This window comes from Saccharopolyspora sp. NPDC000359 (assembly GCF_040300525.1).
Taxonomy (GTDB): Bacteria; Actinomycetota; Actinomycetes; order Mycobacteriales; family Pseudonocardiaceae; genus Saccharopolyspora.
The window spans coordinates 1-20533 of sequence record NZ_JBEPDU010000033.1; the positions used below are offsets into that span (position 1 = coordinate 1).

Annotated in this window: 19 protein-coding genes; 5 read left to right on the forward strand and 14 right to left on the reverse strand. The window is 73.3% G+C overall.

The annotated features are described in order from the left end of the window. Nucleotides 1-481 precede the first annotated feature (481 nt). From purE to ABT324_RS20915, 3 genes are all read right to left on the reverse strand, one after another. The gene (purE, locus tag ABT324_RS20905; RefSeq protein WP_351180155.1) at nucleotides 482-970 is read right to left on the reverse strand and encodes a 5-(carboxyamino)imidazole ribonucleotide mutase; all 489 of its coding nucleotides are present in this window, start codon (nucleotides 968-970) and stop codon (nucleotides 482-484) included. A 51-nt stretch (nucleotides 971-1021) separates the two neighbouring features. After that, nucleotides 1022-2206 carry a 5-(carboxyamino)imidazole ribonucleotide synthase gene (locus ABT324_RS20910; protein WP_351179960.1) on the reverse strand — a complete coding sequence of 395 codons (1185 nt, stop codon included), beginning with the start codon at nucleotides 2204-2206 and terminating at the stop codon, nucleotides 1022-1024. Between the two features lie 62 nt (nucleotides 2207-2268). Then, entirely contained in the window at nucleotides 2269-2955 is a 687-nt protein-coding gene (locus ABT324_RS20915) for a hypothetical protein (protein WP_351179962.1), read from the reverse strand. A 314-nt stretch (nucleotides 2956-3269) separates the two neighbouring features. Between ABT324_RS20915 and ABT324_RS20920 the strand changes: the two genes are divergently transcribed. Then, the gene (locus tag ABT324_RS20920; RefSeq protein ID WP_351179965.1) at nucleotides 3270-5651 is read left to right on the forward strand and encodes a sigma-70 family RNA polymerase sigma factor; all 2382 of its coding nucleotides are present in this window, start codon (nucleotides 3270-3272) and stop codon (nucleotides 5649-5651) included. Between the two features lie 62 nt (nucleotides 5652-5713). Then, complete coding sequence (locus ABT324_RS20925; protein WP_351179967.1) at nucleotides 5714-6241, forward strand: GtrA family protein; 528 nt, start codon at nucleotides 5714-5716, stop codon at nucleotides 6239-6241. Here ABT324_RS20925 and ABT324_RS20930 read toward each other — a convergent pair whose 3' ends face one another. Next, nucleotides 6242-7516, reverse strand: a complete 1275-nt coding sequence (locus ABT324_RS20930; RefSeq protein ID WP_351179970.1) for a sensor histidine kinase — start codon at nucleotides 7514-7516, stop codon at nucleotides 6242-6244. Nucleotides 7517-7522: 6 nt separating this feature from the next. Next, a complete protein-coding gene (locus ABT324_RS20935; RefSeq protein ID WP_351179973.1) occupies nucleotides 7523-8197 on the reverse strand; it encodes a response regulator transcription factor in 675 nt (224 codons plus the stop codon). Nucleotides 8198-8320: 123 nt separating this feature from the next. Here ABT324_RS20935 and hisN point away from each other — a divergent pair, with 123 nt between their 5' ends. Continuing rightward, nucleotides 8321-9094 carry a histidinol-phosphatase gene (hisN, locus tag ABT324_RS20940; protein WP_502949778.1) on the forward strand — a complete coding sequence of 258 codons (774 nt, stop codon included), beginning with the start codon at nucleotides 8321-8323 and terminating at the stop codon, nucleotides 9092-9094. Between the two features lie 62 nt (nucleotides 9095-9156). Here the strand turns inward: hisN and ABT324_RS20945 are convergent, their stop codons facing one another. The 5 genes from ABT324_RS20945 to ABT324_RS20965 form a co-directional block, all read right to left on the reverse strand. Further along, nucleotides 9157-10986 (reverse strand): DUF2339 domain-containing protein, encoded by a 1830-nt coding sequence (locus ABT324_RS20945; protein ID WP_351179979.1) that lies wholly within the window; start codon nucleotides 10984-10986, stop codon nucleotides 9157-9159. A 67-nt stretch (nucleotides 10987-11053) separates the two neighbouring features. Next, a complete protein-coding gene (locus ABT324_RS20950) occupies nucleotides 11054-11359 on the reverse strand; it encodes a hypothetical protein (RefSeq protein ID WP_150067388.1) in 306 nt (101 codons plus the stop codon). Further along, a complete protein-coding gene (locus ABT324_RS20955) occupies nucleotides 11356-13716 on the reverse strand; it encodes a glycohydrolase toxin TNT-related protein (protein WP_351179982.1) in 2361 nt (786 codons plus the stop codon). Before ABT324_RS20955 ends, ABT324_RS20950 begins: the two co-directional genes overlap by 4 nt. A gap of 5 nt (nucleotides 13717-13721) precedes the next feature. Further along, the gene (locus tag ABT324_RS20960; protein WP_351179985.1) at nucleotides 13722-14042 is read right to left on the reverse strand and encodes a WXG100 family type VII secretion target; all 321 of its coding nucleotides are present in this window, start codon (nucleotides 14040-14042) and stop codon (nucleotides 13722-13724) included. Nucleotides 14043-14044: 2 nt separating this feature from the next. Then, nucleotides 14045-14503: a YbaB/EbfC family nucleoid-associated protein gene (locus tag ABT324_RS20965; RefSeq protein WP_351179988.1), complete on the reverse strand. Its 459-nt coding sequence runs from the start codon at nucleotides 14501-14503 to the stop codon at nucleotides 14045-14047. Between the two features lie 260 nt (nucleotides 14504-14763). Here ABT324_RS20965 and ABT324_RS20970 point away from each other — a divergent pair, with 260 nt between their 5' ends. Beyond that, the gene (locus ABT324_RS20970; protein ID WP_351179991.1) at nucleotides 14764-15207 is read left to right on the forward strand and encodes a MaoC family dehydratase; all 444 of its coding nucleotides are present in this window, start codon (nucleotides 14764-14766) and stop codon (nucleotides 15205-15207) included. A gap of 51 nt (nucleotides 15208-15258) precedes the next feature. On the opposite strand, the gene ABT324_RS20975 is transcribed toward ABT324_RS20970, so the two are convergent. From ABT324_RS20975 to ABT324_RS20990, 4 genes are all read right to left on the reverse strand, one after another. After that, the gene (locus ABT324_RS20975; protein WP_351179994.1) at nucleotides 15259-15906 is read right to left on the reverse strand and encodes an adenosylcobinamide amidohydrolase; all 648 of its coding nucleotides are present in this window, start codon (nucleotides 15904-15906) and stop codon (nucleotides 15259-15261) included. Further along, nucleotides 15903-16853: a hydroxymethylglutaryl-CoA lyase gene (locus ABT324_RS20980; protein WP_351179997.1), complete on the reverse strand. Its 951-nt coding sequence runs from the start codon at nucleotides 16851-16853 to the stop codon at nucleotides 15903-15905. Before ABT324_RS20980 ends, ABT324_RS20975 begins: the two co-directional genes overlap by 4 nt. Nucleotides 16854-16875: 22 nt before the next feature. Further along, nucleotides 16876-17394, reverse strand: coding sequence for a PH domain-containing protein (locus tag ABT324_RS20985; protein ID WP_351180000.1), 519 nt, complete (start codon nucleotides 17392-17394; stop codon nucleotides 16876-16878). A gap of 77 nt (nucleotides 17395-17471) precedes the next feature. Beyond that, on the reverse strand, nucleotides 17472-18299 hold the full coding sequence (locus tag ABT324_RS20990) for a biotin--[acetyl-CoA-carboxylase] ligase (protein ID WP_351180003.1): 828 nt from the start codon (nucleotides 18297-18299) through the stop codon (nucleotides 17472-17474). A 349-nt stretch (nucleotides 18300-18648) separates the two neighbouring features. Between ABT324_RS20990 and ABT324_RS20995 the strand changes: the two genes are divergently transcribed. Then, complete coding sequence (locus ABT324_RS20995; protein ID WP_351180158.1) at nucleotides 18649-20511, forward strand: Xaa-Pro dipeptidyl-peptidase; 1863 nt, start codon at nucleotides 18649-18651, stop codon at nucleotides 20509-20511. Nucleotides 20512-20533: the final 22 nt, after the last annotated feature.

Genomic DNA, 20533 nt, shown 5'->3' on the forward strand with positions numbered 1-20533 from the left:
GTCGGGGGCATAAAAGAACACTAACCAAAACAGTCCGCTGTTGAGTTCTCAAAGAACACACCCACACCATCACCCACAACCCTCACAGGGCCGCGCAGCTCCGGGGAGCATTTCCTCTGTTCGCTTTCGTGATTCCCACTCTAGCAGGCCCGAATTCCCGGCGATTCAGGGGGGTCACTCGGTGACCCACACCCAATTCGTTATCTCCCGGAGATCCCGAACCCATCTAAAGTTGTCAACCACGAAGCAAATCGCATTTTCAAAGTCTTGCCGTTCGAGGCCAGGCCACCCTACCACTCATTCGTGGAAGCTTGGTTTCGACCCCGTGTCCCGCTCGTTCCGGTTTTCCCGGCCCGTGTCGCGCTGACCTGGACAACTTTACACACCCTCGAACACCCCCTGAACACCACCCCCCACTAACGACAAAACCCCAGGTGGAACCGGGTGCACCGGCCCCTCCCGGGGTTCTGCTGCCGAAAGGTCAGGAACGCGCGGCCTTCTCCTGGAGGGCGGCGTCCTTGTCCAGGACCATGCTCTCCAGGTCCGCCTGGAACTTCGCCATCCCCGCGCGCAGGCGGGCGCCGAGGTCACCGGAGTCCGCGGCCAGGGTGCGGACCGCGAGCAGCCCGGCGTTGCGGGCTCCGCCGACCGACACCGTCGCCACCGGGACCCCGGCGGGCATCTGCACGATCGACAGCAGGGAGTCCATGCCGTCTAGGTGCTTCAGCGGCACTGGGACACCGATCACCGGCAGCACCGTGGCCGAGGCGACCATGCCCGGCAGGTGGGCCGCCCCGCCCGCGCCGGCGATGATCACGCGGATGCCGCGGTCGGCGGCGGTCCGGGCGTAGTCCAGCATCCGCTGCGGGGTGCGGTGCGCCGAGTAGACGCCGACCTCGAAGGGCACCTCGAACTCGGTGAGCGCGTCCCCGGCCGCGCTCATCACCGGCCAGTCCGAGTCGCTGCCCATGATCACGCCGACCAGCGGGTTCTCGCCTGCCACGGTCAGACCTCCCTCGCTTCAGTGAATCTCGTGGCCGTCCGGCCACTCGGCGTGCGACAGCCAGTGCGCCGCCAGCCTCGCCTGCTCCCGCACCTCGTCCATGCGGTCGCCGAGGACGGTGATGTGGCCGAGCTTGCGGCCCGGCCGTTCGCTCTTGCCGTAGAGGTGCACCTTCGCGTGCGGGTAACGGGCGAAGAGGTGGTGCAGCCGCTCGTCCACGGTCATCTTCAGCTCGGTCGGCGAACCGAGGAGGTTCGTCATGACCACCGCGGGCGCGGTCAGCTCGGTGGCGCCCAGCGGGTAGTCCAGGACCGCGCGCAGGTGCTGCTCGAACTGCGAGGTCCGCGCGCCTTCGATGGTCCAGTGCCCGGAGTTGTGCGGGCGCATCGCCAGCTCGTTGACCACCAGGCCCTCGTCGGTCTCGAACAGCTCGACCGCGAGCACGCCGGTGACGCCGAGCGATTCAGCGACCTCGAGCGCGAGCTGCTGGGCCTGCTCGACCAGTTCCGGGGTGGTGTCCGGCGCCGGGGCCAGGACCTCGACGCAGATGCCGTCCTCCTGCACCGTCTCGACCAGCGGCCAGACCGCGCCCTGCCCGAACGGCGAGCGGGCGACCAGCGCGGCGAGCTCCCGGCGCAGCGGCACGCGCTGTTCGACGAGCAGCGACGCACCGCCCTCAAGCAGTTCAGCGACCGTGCCCCGGGCACCGTCCGGGGTGTTGAGCATCCAGACGCCGCGGCCGTCGTAGCCGCCGCGGGCGGTCTTGAGCACGCAGGGCCAGCCGTGCTCGGCACCGAACTCGAGGACGTCGGCGACCTCGGTGACCTCCGCGAACGGCGGGACCGGCAGCCCGAGCTCGGCGAGCTTGCGGCGCATCACGAGCTTGTCCTGGGCGTGCAGCAGCGCGTCCGCGCCGGGCTGGACGGACACCCCGGCCGCGGCCAGGGCCCGCAGGTGCTCGCCGGGGACGTGCTCGTGGTCGAAGGTGATCACGTCACAGCCCTGCGCGAAGTTCTTCAGCGCTTCGAGGTCGGTGTGGTGGCCGATCTCGACGTTCGGCGCGACGAGCGCCGCGGAGTCGTCCGCCGAGGTGGCCAGCACCTTCAGCGACTGCCCCAGTGGGATCGCGGCCTGGTGGGTCATGCGCGCCAGCTGACCGCCGCCGATCATGCCGACAACTGGGGTTCCGGTCCGGTGGTCCACGCGGCCAGCGTAAAGCGGCGCAGGCCGCGCACCTGCGCCGGGACCGCCCAACGCGACCCGGGTCACTCCCGGGTCCGCAGCGAGGCCAGCAGGTCGCAGGCGGCGTCGTGGTCGGCGGGCAGCGGTTCCTGCTGGATCCGCACCCTCCGGCAGGCGTGCAGCGCCGGGTCCGCCGCCAGCCGGTGCTCGATCATGCAGCGCGCGTGCAGGCAGCGGGCGGACAGCTGCGGGGTGCGGCGGGCCAGCACCGCCGCGGTGGCCGACCGGACCAGCGACACCGTCTCGCCCGCGTCGAACGCCGTCCGCAGGACGTCCGCGAGCAGGACCATGGCCATCATCCGCGGGTACCCGTCGGCCGGGGACTCCAGCGAGATCGTCAGCAGCGCGTAGTCCTCGCCCGCCGACCGGCCCTCCGCCTGGGCCGCCCGGTACACCTCGTGCAGCCGGGTGCGCAGGTAGCCCGCCGTGGTCAGGCCGGTCAGCGGGTCCTCGACCTCGCGACCGACGGACAGCCGGGCGATCACGTCCGCCCAGCCCAGCGCGGTGGCGCGCACCAGCGGCGTGGGCACGGCGTCCGGGTCGGCGGACACGAGCCCGTCGTGGGCACCGCTGGCGACCGCGTGCAGCGCGGCCAGGTCCTGCAGCGTCCCGGCCAGGCCGACCCCGGCTTCGGCGCGGGCCGCACCGAGCTCGGCCAGCGGGGCCGCCAGGTCGTGGTCCGCGACCACCGCCGCGCACACCACGTCCACCGCGTCCGCCGCCCAGTCGCTCGGAAAGGGCCACCCAGCTGCGAGGCTGGCGGTCCGCCAGCGCGAGCGCAGGGCCCGTTGGCGACCCCGCGCGATCGTCGCATCACACTTGAGCGGCCACTCCCTCATCCTCAACGCCCCTCCTTCGACTCGCTGTCATCGGGACGCCGCGGGGAGTCGCCCATGACGGTGCAAGGGATGGCGTCATCAATAGGATCTAGATCACAATCATCGGAGCAGCGTCATGGTCGGCACCGGCCGTGACTCCCTAGGTCAGCAGATCTGGAAGTCCCCCGCGGGGAGGAAGGTGCGGCGTGGCGACTATTCCGTCGGAAGTCCAGGGCCCCAGCGACGGGGAGCTGCTGGAGGCGGTTCGCAGCGGGTCGTCGGCCGCCTACGCCCAGCTCTACGAACGGCACGTCGGTGCCGCCTACAACATGGCTCGCCAGGTCGCGAGGTCCACCGCCGAGGCCGACGACCTGGTGTCCGAGGCGTTCGCCAAGGTGCTCGACACGCTGCGCGACGGGCGCGGCCCGACCACCGCCTTCCGCGCGTACCTGCTGACCGCGCTGCGGCACACCGCCTACGACCGCACCCGCCGCGAGCGCAAGGTGCAGCTCGCCGACGACGTCGCGGAGGTCTCCGGTGCGGACGTCAGCGTGCCGTTCACCGACACCGCCGTTGCCGGGCTGGAGCGCACCCTCGCCGCGCAGGCGTTCGCGCGGTTGCCCGAGCGCTGGCAAACCGTGCTCTGGCACGTCGAGGTGGAGGGGCAGACCCCGGCCCAGGTTGCGCCGCTGCTCGGGTTGACGCCGAACGGCGTGTCCGCGCTCGCCTACCGCGCCCGGGAGGGCTTGCGGCAGGCGTACCTGCAGGTGCACCTCGGGCAGCTGGACGACGCCGAGTCCGGGGTCGAGCACTGCCGGGCGACGGTGGACCGGCTCGGCGCGTGGACCCGGCGCGGCCTGTCCAAGCGGGAGACCGCCCAGGTCGAGTCGCACCTCGACGGGTGCGACCGGTGCCGGGCGCTGGCCGCGGAGCTCGCGGACGTCAACGGTGCGCTCCGGGTCATCATCGCGCCGCTGGTGCTGGGCACCGCCGTCACCGGCTACCTGGCCGCTTCGTCGTCCGGTGGGGCTTCGGCCGCGGCGTTGGCCGCGGGCAGCGCGTCCGGTGCGGCGGGGGCGGCGAACGCCGCCAGCTCCGGGCCGCGCCAGGCGGTCACCGCCGGGGCGGCGACGGCGGTGCTGGCCACCGCGATCGCGATCGCCATGACATCGGCGACCGACCAGGCCGTGCCGCTGGCCGCCGCACCACCACCGCCGCCCGTCGTGCAGCCGACGGACCCGCCGCCGCCCCCGGCGCCCCTGCCGCCACAGCCGCAGCGGCCGCCGCAGGTGCCGAGCCCGACCCCGACGCCCCCGGTTCCACCGCCGGAACCGCCGGGTCCTGCCCCGCAACCCCCACCACCGACGACGACGCCGGTGCTCAACGCCTCCGGTCCCGGCGAACCGCTCCAGCTGGTCGCCGGTGGAGACCCGGTCGACCTGCCGATCACGGTGAGCAACAGCGGTTCCGGCGAATCGGAGCCGGTCACCACGACGCTGGAACTGCCGTCGGGGGTGTCCGCGCAGCTCCCGGGCGCGATGTCGGCCGGGCCCGCGTCGACGGTGCCGCAGGGCAGGTCGCTGGTGCTGGCGCAGCCGCCCGGCGCACCCTCGGTGAGCTGCCAGAACCGGTCGAGCACCATCGGCTGCACCACCGACCGCGGGCTTCGGCCCGGCGAGTCGTTCACCTTCGGCTTCACGGTGCGCGCCACCGAGTCGTCCAAGGGCGGTGAGATCACCGCCAGCATCTCCGCGGGCGCGGAGGTCGAGCTGCACCTGGACGCGGTGCCCGTGGTGGTCCGGCCGCCTGCGCCGGTGGACGAGGTCGACCTGCTGGCCTGGGGCTGGTCGCACGCGCCTTGGCAGCAGAGCAAGGTCACCATGCTGGTCCGCAACACCGGGACCAGCACCGGTCCTGCGGAAGCGGTCGCCGAGGTGCCCGAGGGCGTGCGGGTGGAGAAGCTGGCACCGCAGTGCGAGGTCGAGTCCGACCAGCGCCGGGTGCGGTGCGCGGAGGAGCTCGCGCCCGGCGGCAGGTTCACCGGTGCGGTGTGGTTGGCCGTGGTGCCGGGCTTCCCGCAGGCCGGGCCCCCGCAGCTCGGGGACCTGATCTCGCGGGACGTGCAGGTTCCGGTGACCGCGCGGCTCGGTTCGTCCAGCGAGGAAGCCCTGGTGTCGGTGCAGCTGTGGTTCCCGGTGCCCGCTCCGCCGCCGGAACCGCCGGAGTGCCCGTGGTGGCCGCCGGGCTGGGGTCACCGACCGCCGTGGTTGCCGATCTCGGCACAGCACCCGTGGTGGCCGCCGCACTGCTGGTGGCCGGAGCCGTGGCGGCCGCCGACGGCGTCCAGCTCGGAGCCGACCACCGCACCGCCGACGAGCACGACACTGCCGACCACGGAACCGCCGACCACCACGGAGCCGCCCACCACTGCGCCGCCGACCACGAGCGTGCCGCCCGAACCGGCGCCGCCGGGCACGACGGCGCCGCCCGCGAGCACCGCGCCGCCGTCCAGCTCGGCGCCCCCGACCAGCAGCGGGCCGCCGTCGACGAACTCCGCGCGCCCGGGAGGGGGACCGCAGCCCAGGTGAATCGGATGTCCGGTTCCCGCCGCCGCCATCGCCCAGACGGCGCAACTACGTAGACTCGGGGCGTGTCCGTCGTCGATTCGGTGCCCGCGCGCATCCCGCAGCGGTACCGGAAGCTCGCGATCCGCCACCGCGAGCTGCTGAAGTTCGGCATCGTCGGCGCCATCACGTTCCTCATCGACACCGGCATCTTCTACGCGCTGAAGCTGACCGTGCTGTCGCACAAGCCGGTGACCTCGAAGATCATCGCGGTGCTGGTCGCGACGCTGGTGTCCTACGTGCTCAACCGGGAGTGGTCGTTCCGCACCAGGGGCGGGCGGCAGCGGCACTCCGAGGCGACGCTGTACTTCGCGATCAGCGGGATCGGGGTCGGGTTGTACTCGGCGCCGCTGTGGGTCTCCCGCTACCTGCTGCACCTGCAGACCCCGTACACCAGCCGGTTCGTGGAGGAGATCGCCGACTTCACCGCCGCGCAGGTCGTCGGGCTGCTGCTGGGCATGGCGTTCCGCTGGTGGGCGTTCCGCAAGTGGGTCTTCCCCACCGACCGCGCGGGCCAGGACGAGCCGGGGCGGGCGCACGTCCGGACCAGCTGATCAGCGCGGTGTGGACTCGGACTTCCAGGGCAGGCCGAGGACGTCGTCGGCCCGGGCGACCGGGAGGAAGACCTCGAACATCGCGGGTCGTGCCTGGCTGAGCTCGAGGCGGCCGCCGTCGGCTTCGACCAGGGCCCGGGCCAGCGCCAGGCCGACGCCGGTGGAGCCGTGGCCGGAGAAGCCGCGTTCGAAGACGTAGGGCACCAGCTCGTCCGGGACGCCCGAACCCGCGTCGCCCACCTCCACCACGACGGTGCCGCCGCCCTGCCTGGCCGCGAGGGTCACGGTGCCCTCGCCGTGCCGCAGCGCGTTGTCGAGCAGGACGCCGATCGTCTCGCGCAGCCGGGTCGGCGTGACCCGGGCCAGCAGCTCCTGCTCCACCTTGACCCGCAGGGTGCGGCCCTCCGCCTTGAGCGGTTCGCGCCACTCCGCCGCCACGTCGGAGAGCAGCGCCGAGATGTCCAGGGGTGCGGCGTCGCGGGCGCGCGCCGCAGTGGCCGCGGCGAGCAGGTCGTCCAGGACGCCGGAGAGGCGTTCGGCCTGCTCCAGCGCGGCTCCCGCTTCTTCGGCGACTTCCGGGTCGTTGGTCGCCGCGAGCGCTTCCAGCCGCAGGTGCAGTGCGGTGAGGCGGCTGCGGAGCTGGTGCGACACGTCGCCGACCAGCTCGCGCTCGCGCTGGACGAGTTGCGACAGCGCGGCACCGGAGGCGTCCAGCGCGTCGGCGACCCGGTCCAGCTCCGGCACCTGGTGTCGCCGCGGGTCCGCGCGGAAGTCGCCCGCGCCCAGGCGCGCGGCGCGGGCCGCGACGTGGCGGAGCGGGTCGGAGAGGCGACGCGCGGTCACCGACGCCACGATCATCCCGGTGCCCGCGGAGAGCACCACCAGCAGCAGCACGAGACCTGCGACCTGGATCTGCTGGGTGCGCACCGGGCCGCTCGGCGCGGCCAGCGTCACCGTGCCGCTCTGCACCATCGGCACGCTCTCCACCAGCGGTTCTTCGCCGGGGTCGGGGCCGTAGGCGTAGTCGTGGGACTGGGTCCGGACGATCAGCCGGGCGCCGTCGGGCACCGCGAGCCGCGCCGCGTTGAGGTCCACCGGGCGCTGGGCGGCGATCTGCTCGTCCAGCAGCGTCGCGATCTGCTGCGCGCGGGTGGACAGGTCGTTGACGGTGATGTCCTGGACGAGCTTCAGCGCGCTGAACCCCAGCGGCAGCCCGAGGACCACCGCGGTGACGGCGACGGCGAGCAGCGTGGCCTGCAGGATCCGGCGGCGCATCGCGGATCAGTCCGCGTTGAAGCGGAACCCGACGCCGCGCACGGTGGCGATGCGGGTCTCGTCCAGCCGGCCGTTGCTGTCGCTGAGCTTCCGGCGCAGCCAGGAGATGTGCATGTCGAGCGTCTTGCTGCCCTTGCGGTCGGACTCCGGCCAGACCTCCTCGAGGATCTCCTCGCGGGTCACCACCTGCCCGGCGTGCTGCATGAGCACCCGGAGCAGCTCGTACTCCTTGTTCGCCAGCTGCACCTCGTGCTCGTTGACCAGCACCCGGCGTGCGGTGAGGTCCAGGCGTACGCCGGAGGCCTCCAGGGTCTCCGGGGCACCGCGGCGGAGCAGGGCGCGGATGCGGGCCATCAGCTCGGCGAGCCGGAACGGCTTGGCCACGTAGTCGTCGGCGCCCGCGTCGAGGCCGACCACGAAGTCGACCTCGTCGGTGCGGGCGGTCAGCATCAGCACTGGCAGGCCGCGGCCCTGCGCGCGCAGCCGGCGGCAGACCTCCAGGCCGTCCATCTCCGGGAGTCCGAGATCCAGCACCAACAGGTCGATCCCACCGGAGGCGGCGGTGCGCAGCGTCGAAGGACCGTCCTCGATCACCTGGACGGTGTAACCCTCGCGTTGCAGCGCCCTCGACAGCGGCACAGCGATGGCCGGGTCGTCTTCTGCCAACAGCACCACGCTCACGCCTCCAGCCTAGAGGGCAGGGGTGATCACGTCCGGTGTCGCGGGTGGTTGAGCTCGCACCGCCGGGGTCGGACGCCGTCGCGGGGTCCGGCCGCCCGGGCTCGATCGTTTAGGGTGCCTGGCGTGACCAGCGATCTCGACCTCGCCCTGCACCTCGCCGACGTCGCCGACGGCATCACCAGCAGCCGGTTCCGGGCCCGCGACCTGAGCGTGGACCGCAAGCCCGACCGCACCCCCGTCACCGACGCCGACCTCGCGGTGGAGGACGCGGTGCGCGAGGTGCTCGCCGAGCACCGGCCGGACGACGTCGTCGCCGGGGAGGAGCGCGGCGGCACGGCGGGCGAGGGCCGGGCGTGGGTGCTCGACCCGATCGACGGCACGAAGAACTTCCTCCGCGGCATCCCGGTGTGGGCGACGCTGATCGCCCTGGTGGACGGCGGTCGTCCGCAGGTCGGCGTGGTCAGCGCCCCGGCGCTGGGCAAGCGCTGGTGGGCGGCTGCCGGGGCGGGCGCCTGGTGCCGCACGGGTGCGGCGGAACCGGAGCGGATCTCGGTGTCCGGGGTGCGCGACCCCGCCGACGCCTACGTGTCGACCACCCACCTGGGGACCTGGGTGGAGCACCACTCGCGGGAGGCGTACCTGCGGCTGGTCGACGCCTGCTGGGAGAACCGGGCGTTCGGTGACTTCTGGCAGCACTGCCTGGTGGCCGAGGGCGTGATCGACGTCGCCGCGGAGCCGATCGTGAACCCGTGGGACGTGGCGGCGGCCCAGGTCCTGGTGACCGAGGCCGGGGGCGCGTTCACCGACCTGACCGGTGTCCCGCGCTACGACGGCGGCAGCGCGCTGTCCACCAACGGCCACCTCCACTCCCAGGCGCTGGCCCTCCTGCAGCGCTGACCCGCCGCCCGGGTTCCGCGACTTCCGCCGTTCGGACGTCTGGTGTCCACTCGGGGCGGTGGTCAGGGTTCGTCCCGGGTGGGGCGGAGGAGGCGGGCGTAGCGGGAGCCCGCGGCCAGCAGGATCAGGCCCGCGCAGAGGAAGGCGATCACCCTGGCCACACCGTCCAGGGTGGCCAGGTCGAAGAGCAGGAGCTTCGCCAGGGACGCCGCGATCAGGACCAGGCCAGCGATGCGCAGGTGCCTGACGCGGACGCCGCGCAGCAGCAGCGCGATCGCCGCGACCACCCAGGTCAGGGTGATCAGGATGTGCGCGGTGAGGAAACCGGTCCGGGTGTCGGACACCAACAGGCAGGCCGCCATCGTCGCGCTCGCCGTGCCGTGCAGCAGGGCCAGTCCCGTCGCCGCCCACAGCAGCGGCGACTTCGGGAACTTCTCGATCCGGACCGCCGAGGCGGGCACCACGACCGCCGCGGCAGCGATCAGCAGGCCGCACAGCAGGCCCGAAAGGCCAGGGGCGTATCCGTGCCAGAGCAGCGCCGCGAGGGGTGCCTCGTTGGCCAGGGCGAGCAGGAACCCGAAGGTCGCGTAGCACGTCGCGCCGAGGAGCACACCCGCGCTGCGCAGCAGGAACGCACCGACGCTCAGCACCAGCGCCTCGCCCAGCAGCGCCGTTGCCCAGCTCGACGAGTCCAGCACGGTGAGCGTGGTCTGCGCCGCCGCGATCGCCGACATCGCGCCGACCGCCGCGGTGAACCGGCGGGACAACCAGTCGTGGAACGCCGGGACGAACCGGGCCACCGCCCAGATCGCCAGCAGCAGCACGGTGGTTCCCGCGCCCAGCAGGCCTGCGGCCGGGCGCTCCAGCAGCAGCGGACCAGCCAGGAACGCCGGGGTCGGCGCGGCGACCAGCAGGCCGATCGAGGTCCGGTCCGCGTCCGGCCGGGCGCCTGCGGTGATCGCGGCGATCACCACGCCCATCAGCACGGACAGGCTGATCGCGACCACCAGGACCGGATCGTGGAAGAACGAGCCCCAGACCGACGCCGCCAGGGCCGCCAGCACCACCGGGACGCCCGCCGCCAGCGCGAGCGAGGACCAGCCGCGCCGGACCTGCACCGGGGCGGCCGCGACCTGCAGCAGGACCAGGAAACCGACCAGCAGCGCGTTCGGCAGCTGGGTGATCAGCGGCGCGCAGATCGCCGAGCTCAGCACCACGCCCAGCGCCAGCGGTCGCGCCTTCCAGAAGTCGGCCAGTGCCAGACCAGCCAGGCTGACCAGCAGCCCGATGCCCAGGCCCGCCGGGGCGGGCACGAACCCGTAGAGCGAGGTGGCCGCGACCACGTCCAGGAACAGCGCCCCGAAACCGGTGGTGGCCAGCGCGAACGCCGCGATGCGACCGGTCTCCTCGCCCTTCGAGCGGCGGTGCGCCCACCAGCCCGCGGCGACCAGCAGCCCGGCGAGCACGGCGCCGCCGCCGACCCGGGCGCCCGGTCCGAGCCAGTCCCGCTGCACGGCGAGGACCAGTAGGAACACCACGCCGAGCAGCGTCACCCCGGCGCCGCCCCAGGCAAGCACGCGGCTCGGCTCCAGGTTCGCGCCGAGCTGGCGGCGTGGGCGGACGGGGTGCTGCGCCAGTCCCGAGTACGGCACCACCGGCGGCTGGGCGGCCTGCGGCGGGGTGGCCTGCGGGGACTGGTCCTGTGGCGGTGCGTCCTGCGGTGCCGGAACCTGCTGCGGCACCGGGGACTGGACGTCCTGCGGTGCTGGTGGGGTCGGCTGCGCTGCGGCCTGGGCCTGCACCATGCTGCCCAGGTAGGTCAGCCGCTGGCCGATGGCGTGCAGCTCACCGGCCACCAGGTGGAGCGTGTGACCGGGCGACGGATGCGACATGCCAACACAGTGGGGGAACCACGCCGGTCCGGACATCGGTAGCACTACTCAGGTGCGATCACAGTGCTCAGCCGCGCTGCGCCGGGGTGCCCTTCGGCGGCGTGCTCGTGGCGTCGACCGGGCCGACCACCCCGCGCAGCGCCTGGGTCCAGGTGAGGCGGCCGAACAGGTAGAAGCACGCCACCTGCTCGTTGCTGAACCGGGCCCAGTCGTAGCGGTTGCCCTGCTCCCGCCAGAAGACCTCCCACGCCGGGGTGCCGTCGCGCTCGTCGCGCACCAGGCACCAGGCGTCGTCGGCCTCCGCGCCGATCGACACCAGCCCCTCTGGGACGCCCATCGCCAGCAGCCAGCCCAGCACGGACTCGGTGTTCACTTCCCGGCCTCCTTCTCCGACTGGCCCATCGGCACCGTCGAGCGCTCGCGGGCGATCCGCTCGGTCGCCACCGAGGTGATGTGGAAGGTCGACTCCACCACCTCGGCGCCCTCCGCGGTCTCGCGCTCGATGCGCAAGGTCACCGCCTCCGCGGCCTCCCGCGACCTGGTCAGCTCCACGAGGTAGCCGAGCGCGACCAGCTCGTCCAACGAGTGCGTCGTGCGGTAGCGGACGCCACCGCCGGGCTGCGCGAACCACGGGGCCGTCACCGACTGCCACACCGGTAACCGGCGCATCACCCGGTACCGGCGGTACTCCCGCTCGGCGTGCGGCTCGGGCAACGAGCGCTGCCCGAACGCCGTCGCCAGCGCGAACGAGAAGCGTCCGGCGCCGCTGCCGGTGCAGTCGAGCACGGTGTCGGGCTCCAGCACCACCGGCTCCGCCGGTTCCACCGCGCCCTCCGGGTGCTCGTCGGCGGGCGGCCACGCGTACTCGCTCCGCTCGCCGTCGCGCACCAGGAACTCGCGCTCCCACTCCAGCTCGCTGAACTCGCCGAGCGGATCGTGGTTCGCGAGCAGCTCCTCCGGCACCTGCTGCGGCTCGTCGCGCTCCTCGCGGTCGCGCTGCGCGGCCGCGTAGACCTCCCCCGAACGCAGCCGGTCCAGCGCATCGCGGTCGTCCACCAGGTGCGACTCCGGGTGGTCGTGCGGCGGGAAGTTCAGCCCCGGCCGGGCCGGACCCTCCGACGGCGGCGGGAGCTGGCGGCTCGCCTGGCTCGCCGCGACCGGCATGTAGCCGATCGGGAACTGGTGCAGCACGAACGCGACCACATCCGCGTTGCGGCCGCCCTGCCGCAACGGCCGCTGGACCGGCTCCACCGCTGGGGGCGCGGGCGGCTGCGGCGGGGCCGGGAGCGGACGCAACGGGGAGCGCTGCACCGGGTTCCTCGGCTGCTGCTGTTGCTGCTGAGGTGGTTGCGGTGCGCCGAAGGCGCCTGGAGCCACCGGTGGCCGGGCGGACGGCGGAACCGCGGACGGCGGAACCGCGGACGGGGGCGGAGCCGCCGGAGACGCGCCGGGGGGCGCCACGAAGTGGCCGCCCCCACCCGGCGCGGGCGGCGGGGCGAAGCCCGGCTGCGGAGCAGCCGCGCCCGGCGGCAGCGGAGGCGGCGGAGCCTGCGGCGCAGCCCAGGCGGATTGCACCGCGTGCGGAGCGGTGGTGGAGGCGGGGTCGTCGCCGGGCGTCCAGCCCTTGCCGGTGCTCACCGGGATCGGGCCGGTGCCTGCGTCGGCGAGGCCGGGCGCCCAGGCTGCGGGGTCGACCTTGACCGGACCGGTGTGCTCGGCGTCCGCCTGCCAGCCGGTGGCGGACTGGGCCACCGCCGAGATCTCGTCCTGCGCACCTGCTGCCCCACCCCCGACAGTTCCGCGGCCGACCTGTTCTGCCGCGCTGCCAACATCTTCCGCAACGCCGCCGACGGCGTCCCGACCGACCCGGCCGACTTCGTCGACGGCACCGCCGACGTGCTCCGCAGCACCGCCGACCACCTCCCCGGTGGCGCGACCGACGTCGCCGACAGCTCCGCCCGCGACCTCCGCGACGCCGCCGACCGTTCCGCCCGCGACCCGGCCGACTCCTTCGACCGCACCGCCTGCGGACTCGCTCACACCCGCGACCGCGTCACCAGCAACCTGCCCGACTCCCGCGACCGCACCGCCTGCGGTCTCACCGACGCCCGCGACCGCACCGCCTGCGGCCTCGGCCAGGCCGCCAGCAGCGGAGTCCACTGTGGACGCCAGTCCCGCTCCAGCGTTCAGCGCGACGTCACCGAGGCCCGACAGGGCCTGGTCCACCCGGACACCGCTGTCCGGGTCCACCGCCGCGGCCAGGGTGTTGTGCAGCTGCGCCACGTTCGCCGCCGCGCCCTGCACCGCCGAGTCCAGCACTGCGAGGGCCTGCGGGTGTCCGGCGGCCGCGGCCTGCTCGGCCGCGTCGGTCTGCTTCGCCAGCGACACCAGCTCGCGCACCAGCTGGACCTTCGCCGCGCCGATCTGCTCGGCCGCGTGCTCCAGGCGGTCCGCCGCCGCCTGGCACTGCTGCACCGAGCTCGGCAGGACACCGTCGTCGGAGACGAAACCGTCCCACTCCCGGCTCGCCGCCTCCGCGGCCTCGCCGTCGAAAGCCCGCAGCGCACCCTGCGCCGCACCGTCCGCGCTGGCCGCCAAGCCTTCGATAGCCTTCGCCGCGTCACGCCACGCCGTGGCGGACTCGCGCATCGCGTCCTCGTCCGCCTCCGGCCACCGGGCGCCCGCGCGCGCGGCCACGTCGCGGAGTTCGGCGGGAAGTTCGATGCCCACCACGCTCACCCCCGTTCGGTGATTCGTCCGAGCTCTTCGGCGTTGTCGGCGTCGACCTGCTGCGACGTGGCCGCCACAGCGGCGAACTTCGACCCCATGCCGCGCAGCCGCGCCGACACCTCCCCGAGGCCGGACAGCGCCTGGTCCGCCCGGCCGCAGTGGGCGCGGGCGAAGTTGGCGCCGATCTCGTCCCCACCCCAACAAGCACCGGCCGAATCCACCGCCCGGCGCAGCGCCTCGGCGACCTGCTGCGCCCGGCCCGCCAGATCGTCGAACTCGCTCGCGTGCTCGTCCAGCCGCCCGAGGTCGTTGCGGAAACCGCCCATGGTCACATCCGTTTCGTCGGGCCCTGCTGCAACCAGCTCCCGGCCGAGAAGTCCTCGTCCTCCGCACCATCATCGTCGACGGGCGCCGCATCGTTGCGCAGCACCGATGCGGACTCGCCGTCGGCGTGTCCGCCCAGCAGCAGGTCCGGATCGGTCCCCGCGGGCAGCACCTCGGCGAGCAGGTCGGCGGCGCGGCGGGCCGCGTCCTGCGCTGCCTGCGCGCTCAACTCCGCAATCGTCGCGGCGAGCTGAGCGGGCCGCAGCTTCTCGTAGACGTCGTCGGCCAGCACCAGCTCGCGGAGCGCGCCCCGCGGGCCTACCGCGACCTGCACCCGGCCATCTCCGGAGCGGGCGGTCGCGGTGACGGCAGCCAAGTCCCGGTGGGTCTCGGCGAGGCGATCTCGGCTGCGCTGGTAGTCAGCCAGCAGTTCGGCCACCTGGGCCTGGTGATCGGTCGGCACGGCCGCTCCCCTCCCCTGGTCGCTGGACGGCCCCCGCTGCTGCGGCGAAGTCCGGCTCGGCACGAGCGGTCGTCCACGGCCCGGTGCACCGCAGACCGCACGTCCCGGCTTGGACGTGCCCCGCTGCGCAGATGGTTCCACGTCCGCACCGGCTCCTCCCGCCCCTACCGGCCACTGCACCGGAATGTCCGAAACCCCCGATCACCCGGTGTGAGCACCACCTCGGCGAGCCGACGAACCCGGGCTGCGACCATGAGGGCATGCCGACGATCGCGTACGAAGACCTGACCCCCGGCCGCACCTTCGACCTCGGCGAGGTGCGGGTGGACCGGGCGGAGATGCTGGCCTTCGCGGAGCGCTTCGACCCGCAACCGTTCCACCTCGACGAGGAAGCCGGGCGCCAGTCCGTCCTCGGCGGCCTGTGCGCGTCCGGTTGGTACACCGCCTCGCTGTGGATGCGCGGGTACGTGGACCACGTGCTGGCCGACTCGACCTCGCAGGGGTCGCCAGGCGGCAACGAACTGGCCTGGCTGGCCCCGGTCTTCCCCGGCGACGTGCTGCGGCTAAGGATGGAGGTCAACAGCCAGCGCCGCTCGCAGAGCAAGCCGAACCTGGGCCTGGTGGAGATCACCGGCACCGCCGACCGGAACGGCGACCGAGTCCTGCGGTTCACGTTCGTCGGGCTGTTCGGAACCCGGAACTGATGGTGACCGGGTACCTCCTGCGGTCCCCCAAACCCCCGAAAACCGCGAGGATCAGGGGTTCTCGGGGATGTGGCGGGGGTTCTCCAACCTCAAGCCCGCTGTGACCGCGGCGTGGACCGCTCGGGCCAGGGCCGACCCCACCCTCGACCTCGGCCCACCGTAGAGCTCCGCAGGGCCTCCTGCTGGGCAGAGGACCGCTGTGGCGTCGGTGACCGTTCCGGTGCCTGGTACTCCGGATTCGGCCAGGGCTTGGGCTTTGGCCTCCGCCACCGTTGCCACCGCGTTGACCAGGGCCGCTTCGGTCAGGCGGATCGGCGACCAGCAGACCGCGTTGATCGTGCCCGGGGCCCAGGCCCGCTCCTCGGCTGGGGCTGCCGCCCAGACCGGGGCGTTCGCACCGGTTGTCACGCTCGCTTGGACGCCTCCGTCTGACGCGGTGATCTCGTGGCGCACGTCCACCGCGGTGAGCAGGCCGATGCCCTCGCCGCGGAGGTCCAGTTCGGCCGCCAGCTCGCCGGCGTGGGCCGTGGGGTCGGGGTGGTCGTAGTTGGTCGGCACCGTTGCGTTGAGGACCCAGTTGCGCAGGCCGATCCCGCCGCCCCGAGGGGCCGAGGAGATCGCCAGCCAGGGGTTTCCGCAGCGCCAGACCAGCACCGGCCGGTCCTGCACCACGTGCAGGACCGGGCTCGGGGGTGTCACGAGCTCAGCGCCTTGACCACTCGGGACGGGCTCGGGCGGCCGAGCTGCTCGGCCATCCAGGTGCTGGTCGCCACCAGCTTGGCGAGGTCGACGCCGTGCTTGATGCCCAGGCCGTCGAGCATCCACACCAGGTCCTCGGTCGCCAGGTTGCCGGTGGCCGACTTGGCGTACGGGCAGCCGCCCAGCCCACCCGCCGAGGAGTCCACAGTGGTCACCCCGTGCTGCAGGGCGGCGAAGGTGTTGGACAGCGCCTGGCCGTAGGTGTCGTGGAAGTGCACCGCCAGCCGGTCCACCCCGACCCCGGCGGCGACGAACCCGCGCAGCAGCGCCGACACGTGCCCCGGCGTGGCCACGCCGATGGTGTCGCCCAGGGACAGCTGGTCGCAGCCCATCTCCAGCAGCCGCTTGCCCACCGAGACGACCTGCTCGACCGGCACGGCGCCCTCCCACGGGTCGCCGAAGCACATCGAGACGTACCCGCGCACCGACAGGCCCTCGTCGACCGCGCGCCGCACCACCGGGTCGAACATCGCGAACTGCTCGTCCAAGCCGCGGTTGAGGTTGCGCCGGGTGAAGGTCTCGGTCGCGGAGGCGAAGATCGCGATGTCGCGGACCTGCGACTCCAGCGCCCGGTCCAGGCCCCGCGCGTTCGGCACCAGCACCGGGTAGCGGACGCCGGGCGCGCGCTCCAGCCCGGCCAGCAGCTCCGCCGCGTCGGCCAGCTGCGGGACCCACTCCGGTCGGACGAAGCTGGTCGCCTCCAGCACCGACAGCCCGGCGTCGGCCAGGCGGTGCAGGAACTCCAGCTTCACCTCCACCGGGACGGCCTGCTGCTCGTTCTGCAGCCCGTCGCGCGCGCCGACCTCCCAGATCGTCACCGAACCCGGCAGCTCGCCCGGCTCCGGCGCGGCCACCTGCATCGGCAGACCCAGTTCCAGCGGTCCCATCAGCCCTCCCGTGTCCAGCAGCTCACCGGCTCTCGCCCCGGTGGCCCCAATCGTCCCGCGGGTCGTCGTTGACCTCGCGGTACAGCAACGTGTGGACCTTCTCCACCTGCGGGATGTCGTCGAACTCCAGCGGCTCGTCCGAGGCGGACTCGACGACCAGCGTGCCGCAGCCCAGCATCCGGTCGACCAGGCCGTGCCGGAAGCGCACCGAGTTGATCCGCGACATCGGGATGTCGATGCCGCTGCGGGTGAACACGCCCTCGCGGACCATCAGGCGGTGGGTGGTGACCACGAAGTGCGTGGTGCGCCAGCGCACCAGCGGCGCGACGGTGAACCAGACGACCAGGACGGCACCGACGACCGCCAGCGCGATCCAGGCGGGCAGGTGCCAGGTGAACGGGGCGACCAGGGCCGCCAGGTAGGAACCACCACCGACGACCACGAAGAGGACCAGCACCGGCAGGACCAGCATCTTCCAGTGCGGGTGCTTGTGCACGACCACGAACTCGTCCGCGCCGAGCAGGTCGTCTGGGTAGGCCACCGGTTCCCCTCCTTAGCCGCCTCGCGGGTCGCCGATCACGTTACCGCCCGCTCACCGCCCGGACGCGGCCTCGGTGATCACGCCCGCCGGACGTGCACCACGTCCCCGGCGGACACCGCCGTGGTCCGGCCGCTACCGGTGCGGACCACGAGCCGACCCTCGGAGTCGATGTCGGTCGCGGCGCCCCGCAGCTGCTCATCGGGCCCGAGTTCGACCCGCACCTCCTGGCCCACGGTGCTGCACAGCGCCCGGTACCGGTCGAGCAACCCGCTGCCCTCCACGTCACCGGACGCCGCCCGCCAGCTGTCGTCCGCCTCGGCGAACGCCGTGAGCAACGCCACGGCGAAATCCTCCCGGTCGACCTCCGCGCCCTCCGCAGCCAGCGAGGTGGCGGGCAACCCACCCGCGCCACGGGGCAGCTCGTCGCGCTCCTGCAGCACGTTGATGCCCATGCCGAGGACGAGCGCCAGCCCGTCCGGCCCGGCCACCGCCTCGCCCAGGATCCCGGCCGCCTTCAACCACTCCTCGCCGCCGCCGAGCAGCAGGTCGTTGGGCCACTTCAGGGAGGCGCGCACGCCGGTGGTGCGCTGGACGGTCTCGGCGAGCGCGACCCCGGCGATCAGCGGCAGCCAGGAGACGGCGGACGGCGGCACGTCGGGACGCAGCAGGACGCTCACGAACAACCCGCGACCGCGCGGCGAGGTCCACTGGCGCTGCATCCGACCGCGCCCGGCCTGCTGCTCCTCGGCGATCAGCACGGTCCGATCCGCGGCACCCCGACCGGCGGCGGCCGCCAGGTCGGTGTTCGTCGAGCCGGTCACGGTCACCACGTCGAGCGCGGCGTACGGCCCGGCCTCGACCAACCGGGCCCGCAGCCGTCCGCCATCCAGCAGCACAGGAGTCACGCTCCCAGCCTATGCGGACTTGCACTCCGCAGGACCGGGCGGCTTTCGACGCCGACGAGCTCCACACTGCTGCTGCGCTGGAACGACAACACCGGTGAAGCCGCCAGTGGTGTTGATCGCGGTGTTCAACAGGCGCACGGGCACTTCGGCTTGGACCTGAACACCGCGTGGAACGTCGTCCGGCGCGAGATCCCGGAGTTGTCCGGGCGGTCCTCGGCTCGTTGGACGAGCGTTGAGCACACTTTCGGCTGTGTCCCTTTCGTGATCTTGGTTCGTACCGTGCCTCCGAGACTTCTCGGAGGTGGGCACGTTGCGGAGACGTTGGTGGGCGCTGCCGTGCGCAGCGCTGGTGCTTGCCGGGGTCGCTCCCGGCTCGGCGGGCGCGCAGGCGCCGGAGCAGGTCAGGGGCGGGCGCAGCCAGCCCGTCTTCACCGCCGACCCGGTGCGGGAGACGGTGTGGGTGGAGACCGGGCTGGACGGGGACGGTGACGGCGTGGTCGACCGGGTCGCGGCCGACGTCGTCCGGCCGTCGGGCACCGACCAGCCGGTTCCGGTGATCATGGACGCCAGCCCGTACTACTCGTGCTGCGGGCGCGGCAACGAGAGCGAGCTCAAGACCTACGACGAGCAGGGCAGGCCGGTCGGCTTCCCGCTGTTCTACGACAACTACTTCGTGCCGCGCGGGTACGCGACCGTGCTGGTCGACCTGGCCGGCACCAACCGGTCCGAGGGCTGCGTGGACGTCGGCGGGCCCTCCGACGTCACCTCTGCCAAGGCAGTCGTCGACTGGTTGAACGGCCGCGCCCCCGGTTTCGACGCGCCCGCGGGCGGCGCCCCGGTCGAGGCGGGCTGGTCGACCGGTGACGTCGGCATGATCGGCAAGTCCTACGACGGCACGATCGCCAACGGCGTGGCCGCCACCGGCGTGGAGGGGCTGCGCACCATCGTGCCGATCGGCGCGATCAGCTCCTGGTACGACTACTACCGCTCGGACGGCGTGTCCTTCGGCTTCGACCCGTCCGGCCTGGCGCGCACCGTCGAGGAGGGCGGACGACCGGACTGCGGCCCGGCCAAGCAGGAGCTCGACGACGGCTCCCCGGCCAACGGCGACGTCACCCCGATGTGGGCAGAGCGGGACCACGTGCCGGACGCGGGCCAGGTGACCGCGAGCGTGTTCGCGGTGCACGGCCTCGGCGACCTCAACGTCAAGACCCTCCACCTCGGGCAGTGGTGGGACGCGCTGGCCGAGCACGACGTGCCGCGCAAGCTGTGGTTGAGCCAGACCGGGCACGTCGACCCGTTCGACTTCCGCCGCGCCGAGTGGGTCGACACCCTGCACCGCTGGTTCGACCACTGGCTGCTCGGCGTGGACAACGGGATCGAGCGGGAACCCGCCGCCAGCATCGAACGCGCGCCGGACGTCTGGGCGGACGAGCCGACCTGGTCCGGTGAGCTGGCCCAGGACGTCGTGCTCCACCCGCGCGAGGACGGCCTCGGGCAGCAGCCGGGCAGCGGCACCGCCACGTTCACCGACGACCCGTCGCTGGACGAGTACGACTGGGCGGCGGACCCCGACCAGCCGTCACCGGCCCGCGCGCGGTTCAGCCCCGCGCCGCTGAGCGCGGACGTCCGGGTGGCCGGGACCGGATCGGTCACCGTCACCGCCACGCCGAGCACCCCGACGGCGCACCTGTCCGCGGTGCTCGTCGACTACGGCCCCGCCACCACCCGCGACTACCTGGGCGAGGGCGAGGGCATCCGCACCCTGGGGACGGAGTCCTGCTGGGGTGAGAGCCGTCCCGGCGACGACGCCTGCTACCTCGACACCGAGGCGACCACGACCGACGTGGACTTCGAGATCATCGCGCGCGGTTGGGCCGACCTGGCCAACCACGAGTCGCTGTCCGAGGAGCAACCGCTGCAGCCGGGCACGCCGCAGACGATGACGTTCCGGCTGGCCACCACCGACCACGTGGTGCCCGCCGGGCACCGGTTGGCGCTGATCATCGGGGGCACGGACAACGCGTTCATCGTGGCCCCGCGCCAGCCCGGCGAAATCGGCCTGGACCTGAGCAGCACCTCGGTGGCGCTCCCGCTCATCGGCGACCTGCCCGCGCTGACCGCGGCAGGGGTGGACAAGCCGAGCGTCCGCCCGGACCGCGTCCCGCCGCGACCGGACGTCCAGCTCAACCGGGACGTCCCGGGCCGCTGACGGTGGTGGGGCGATCTCCAGC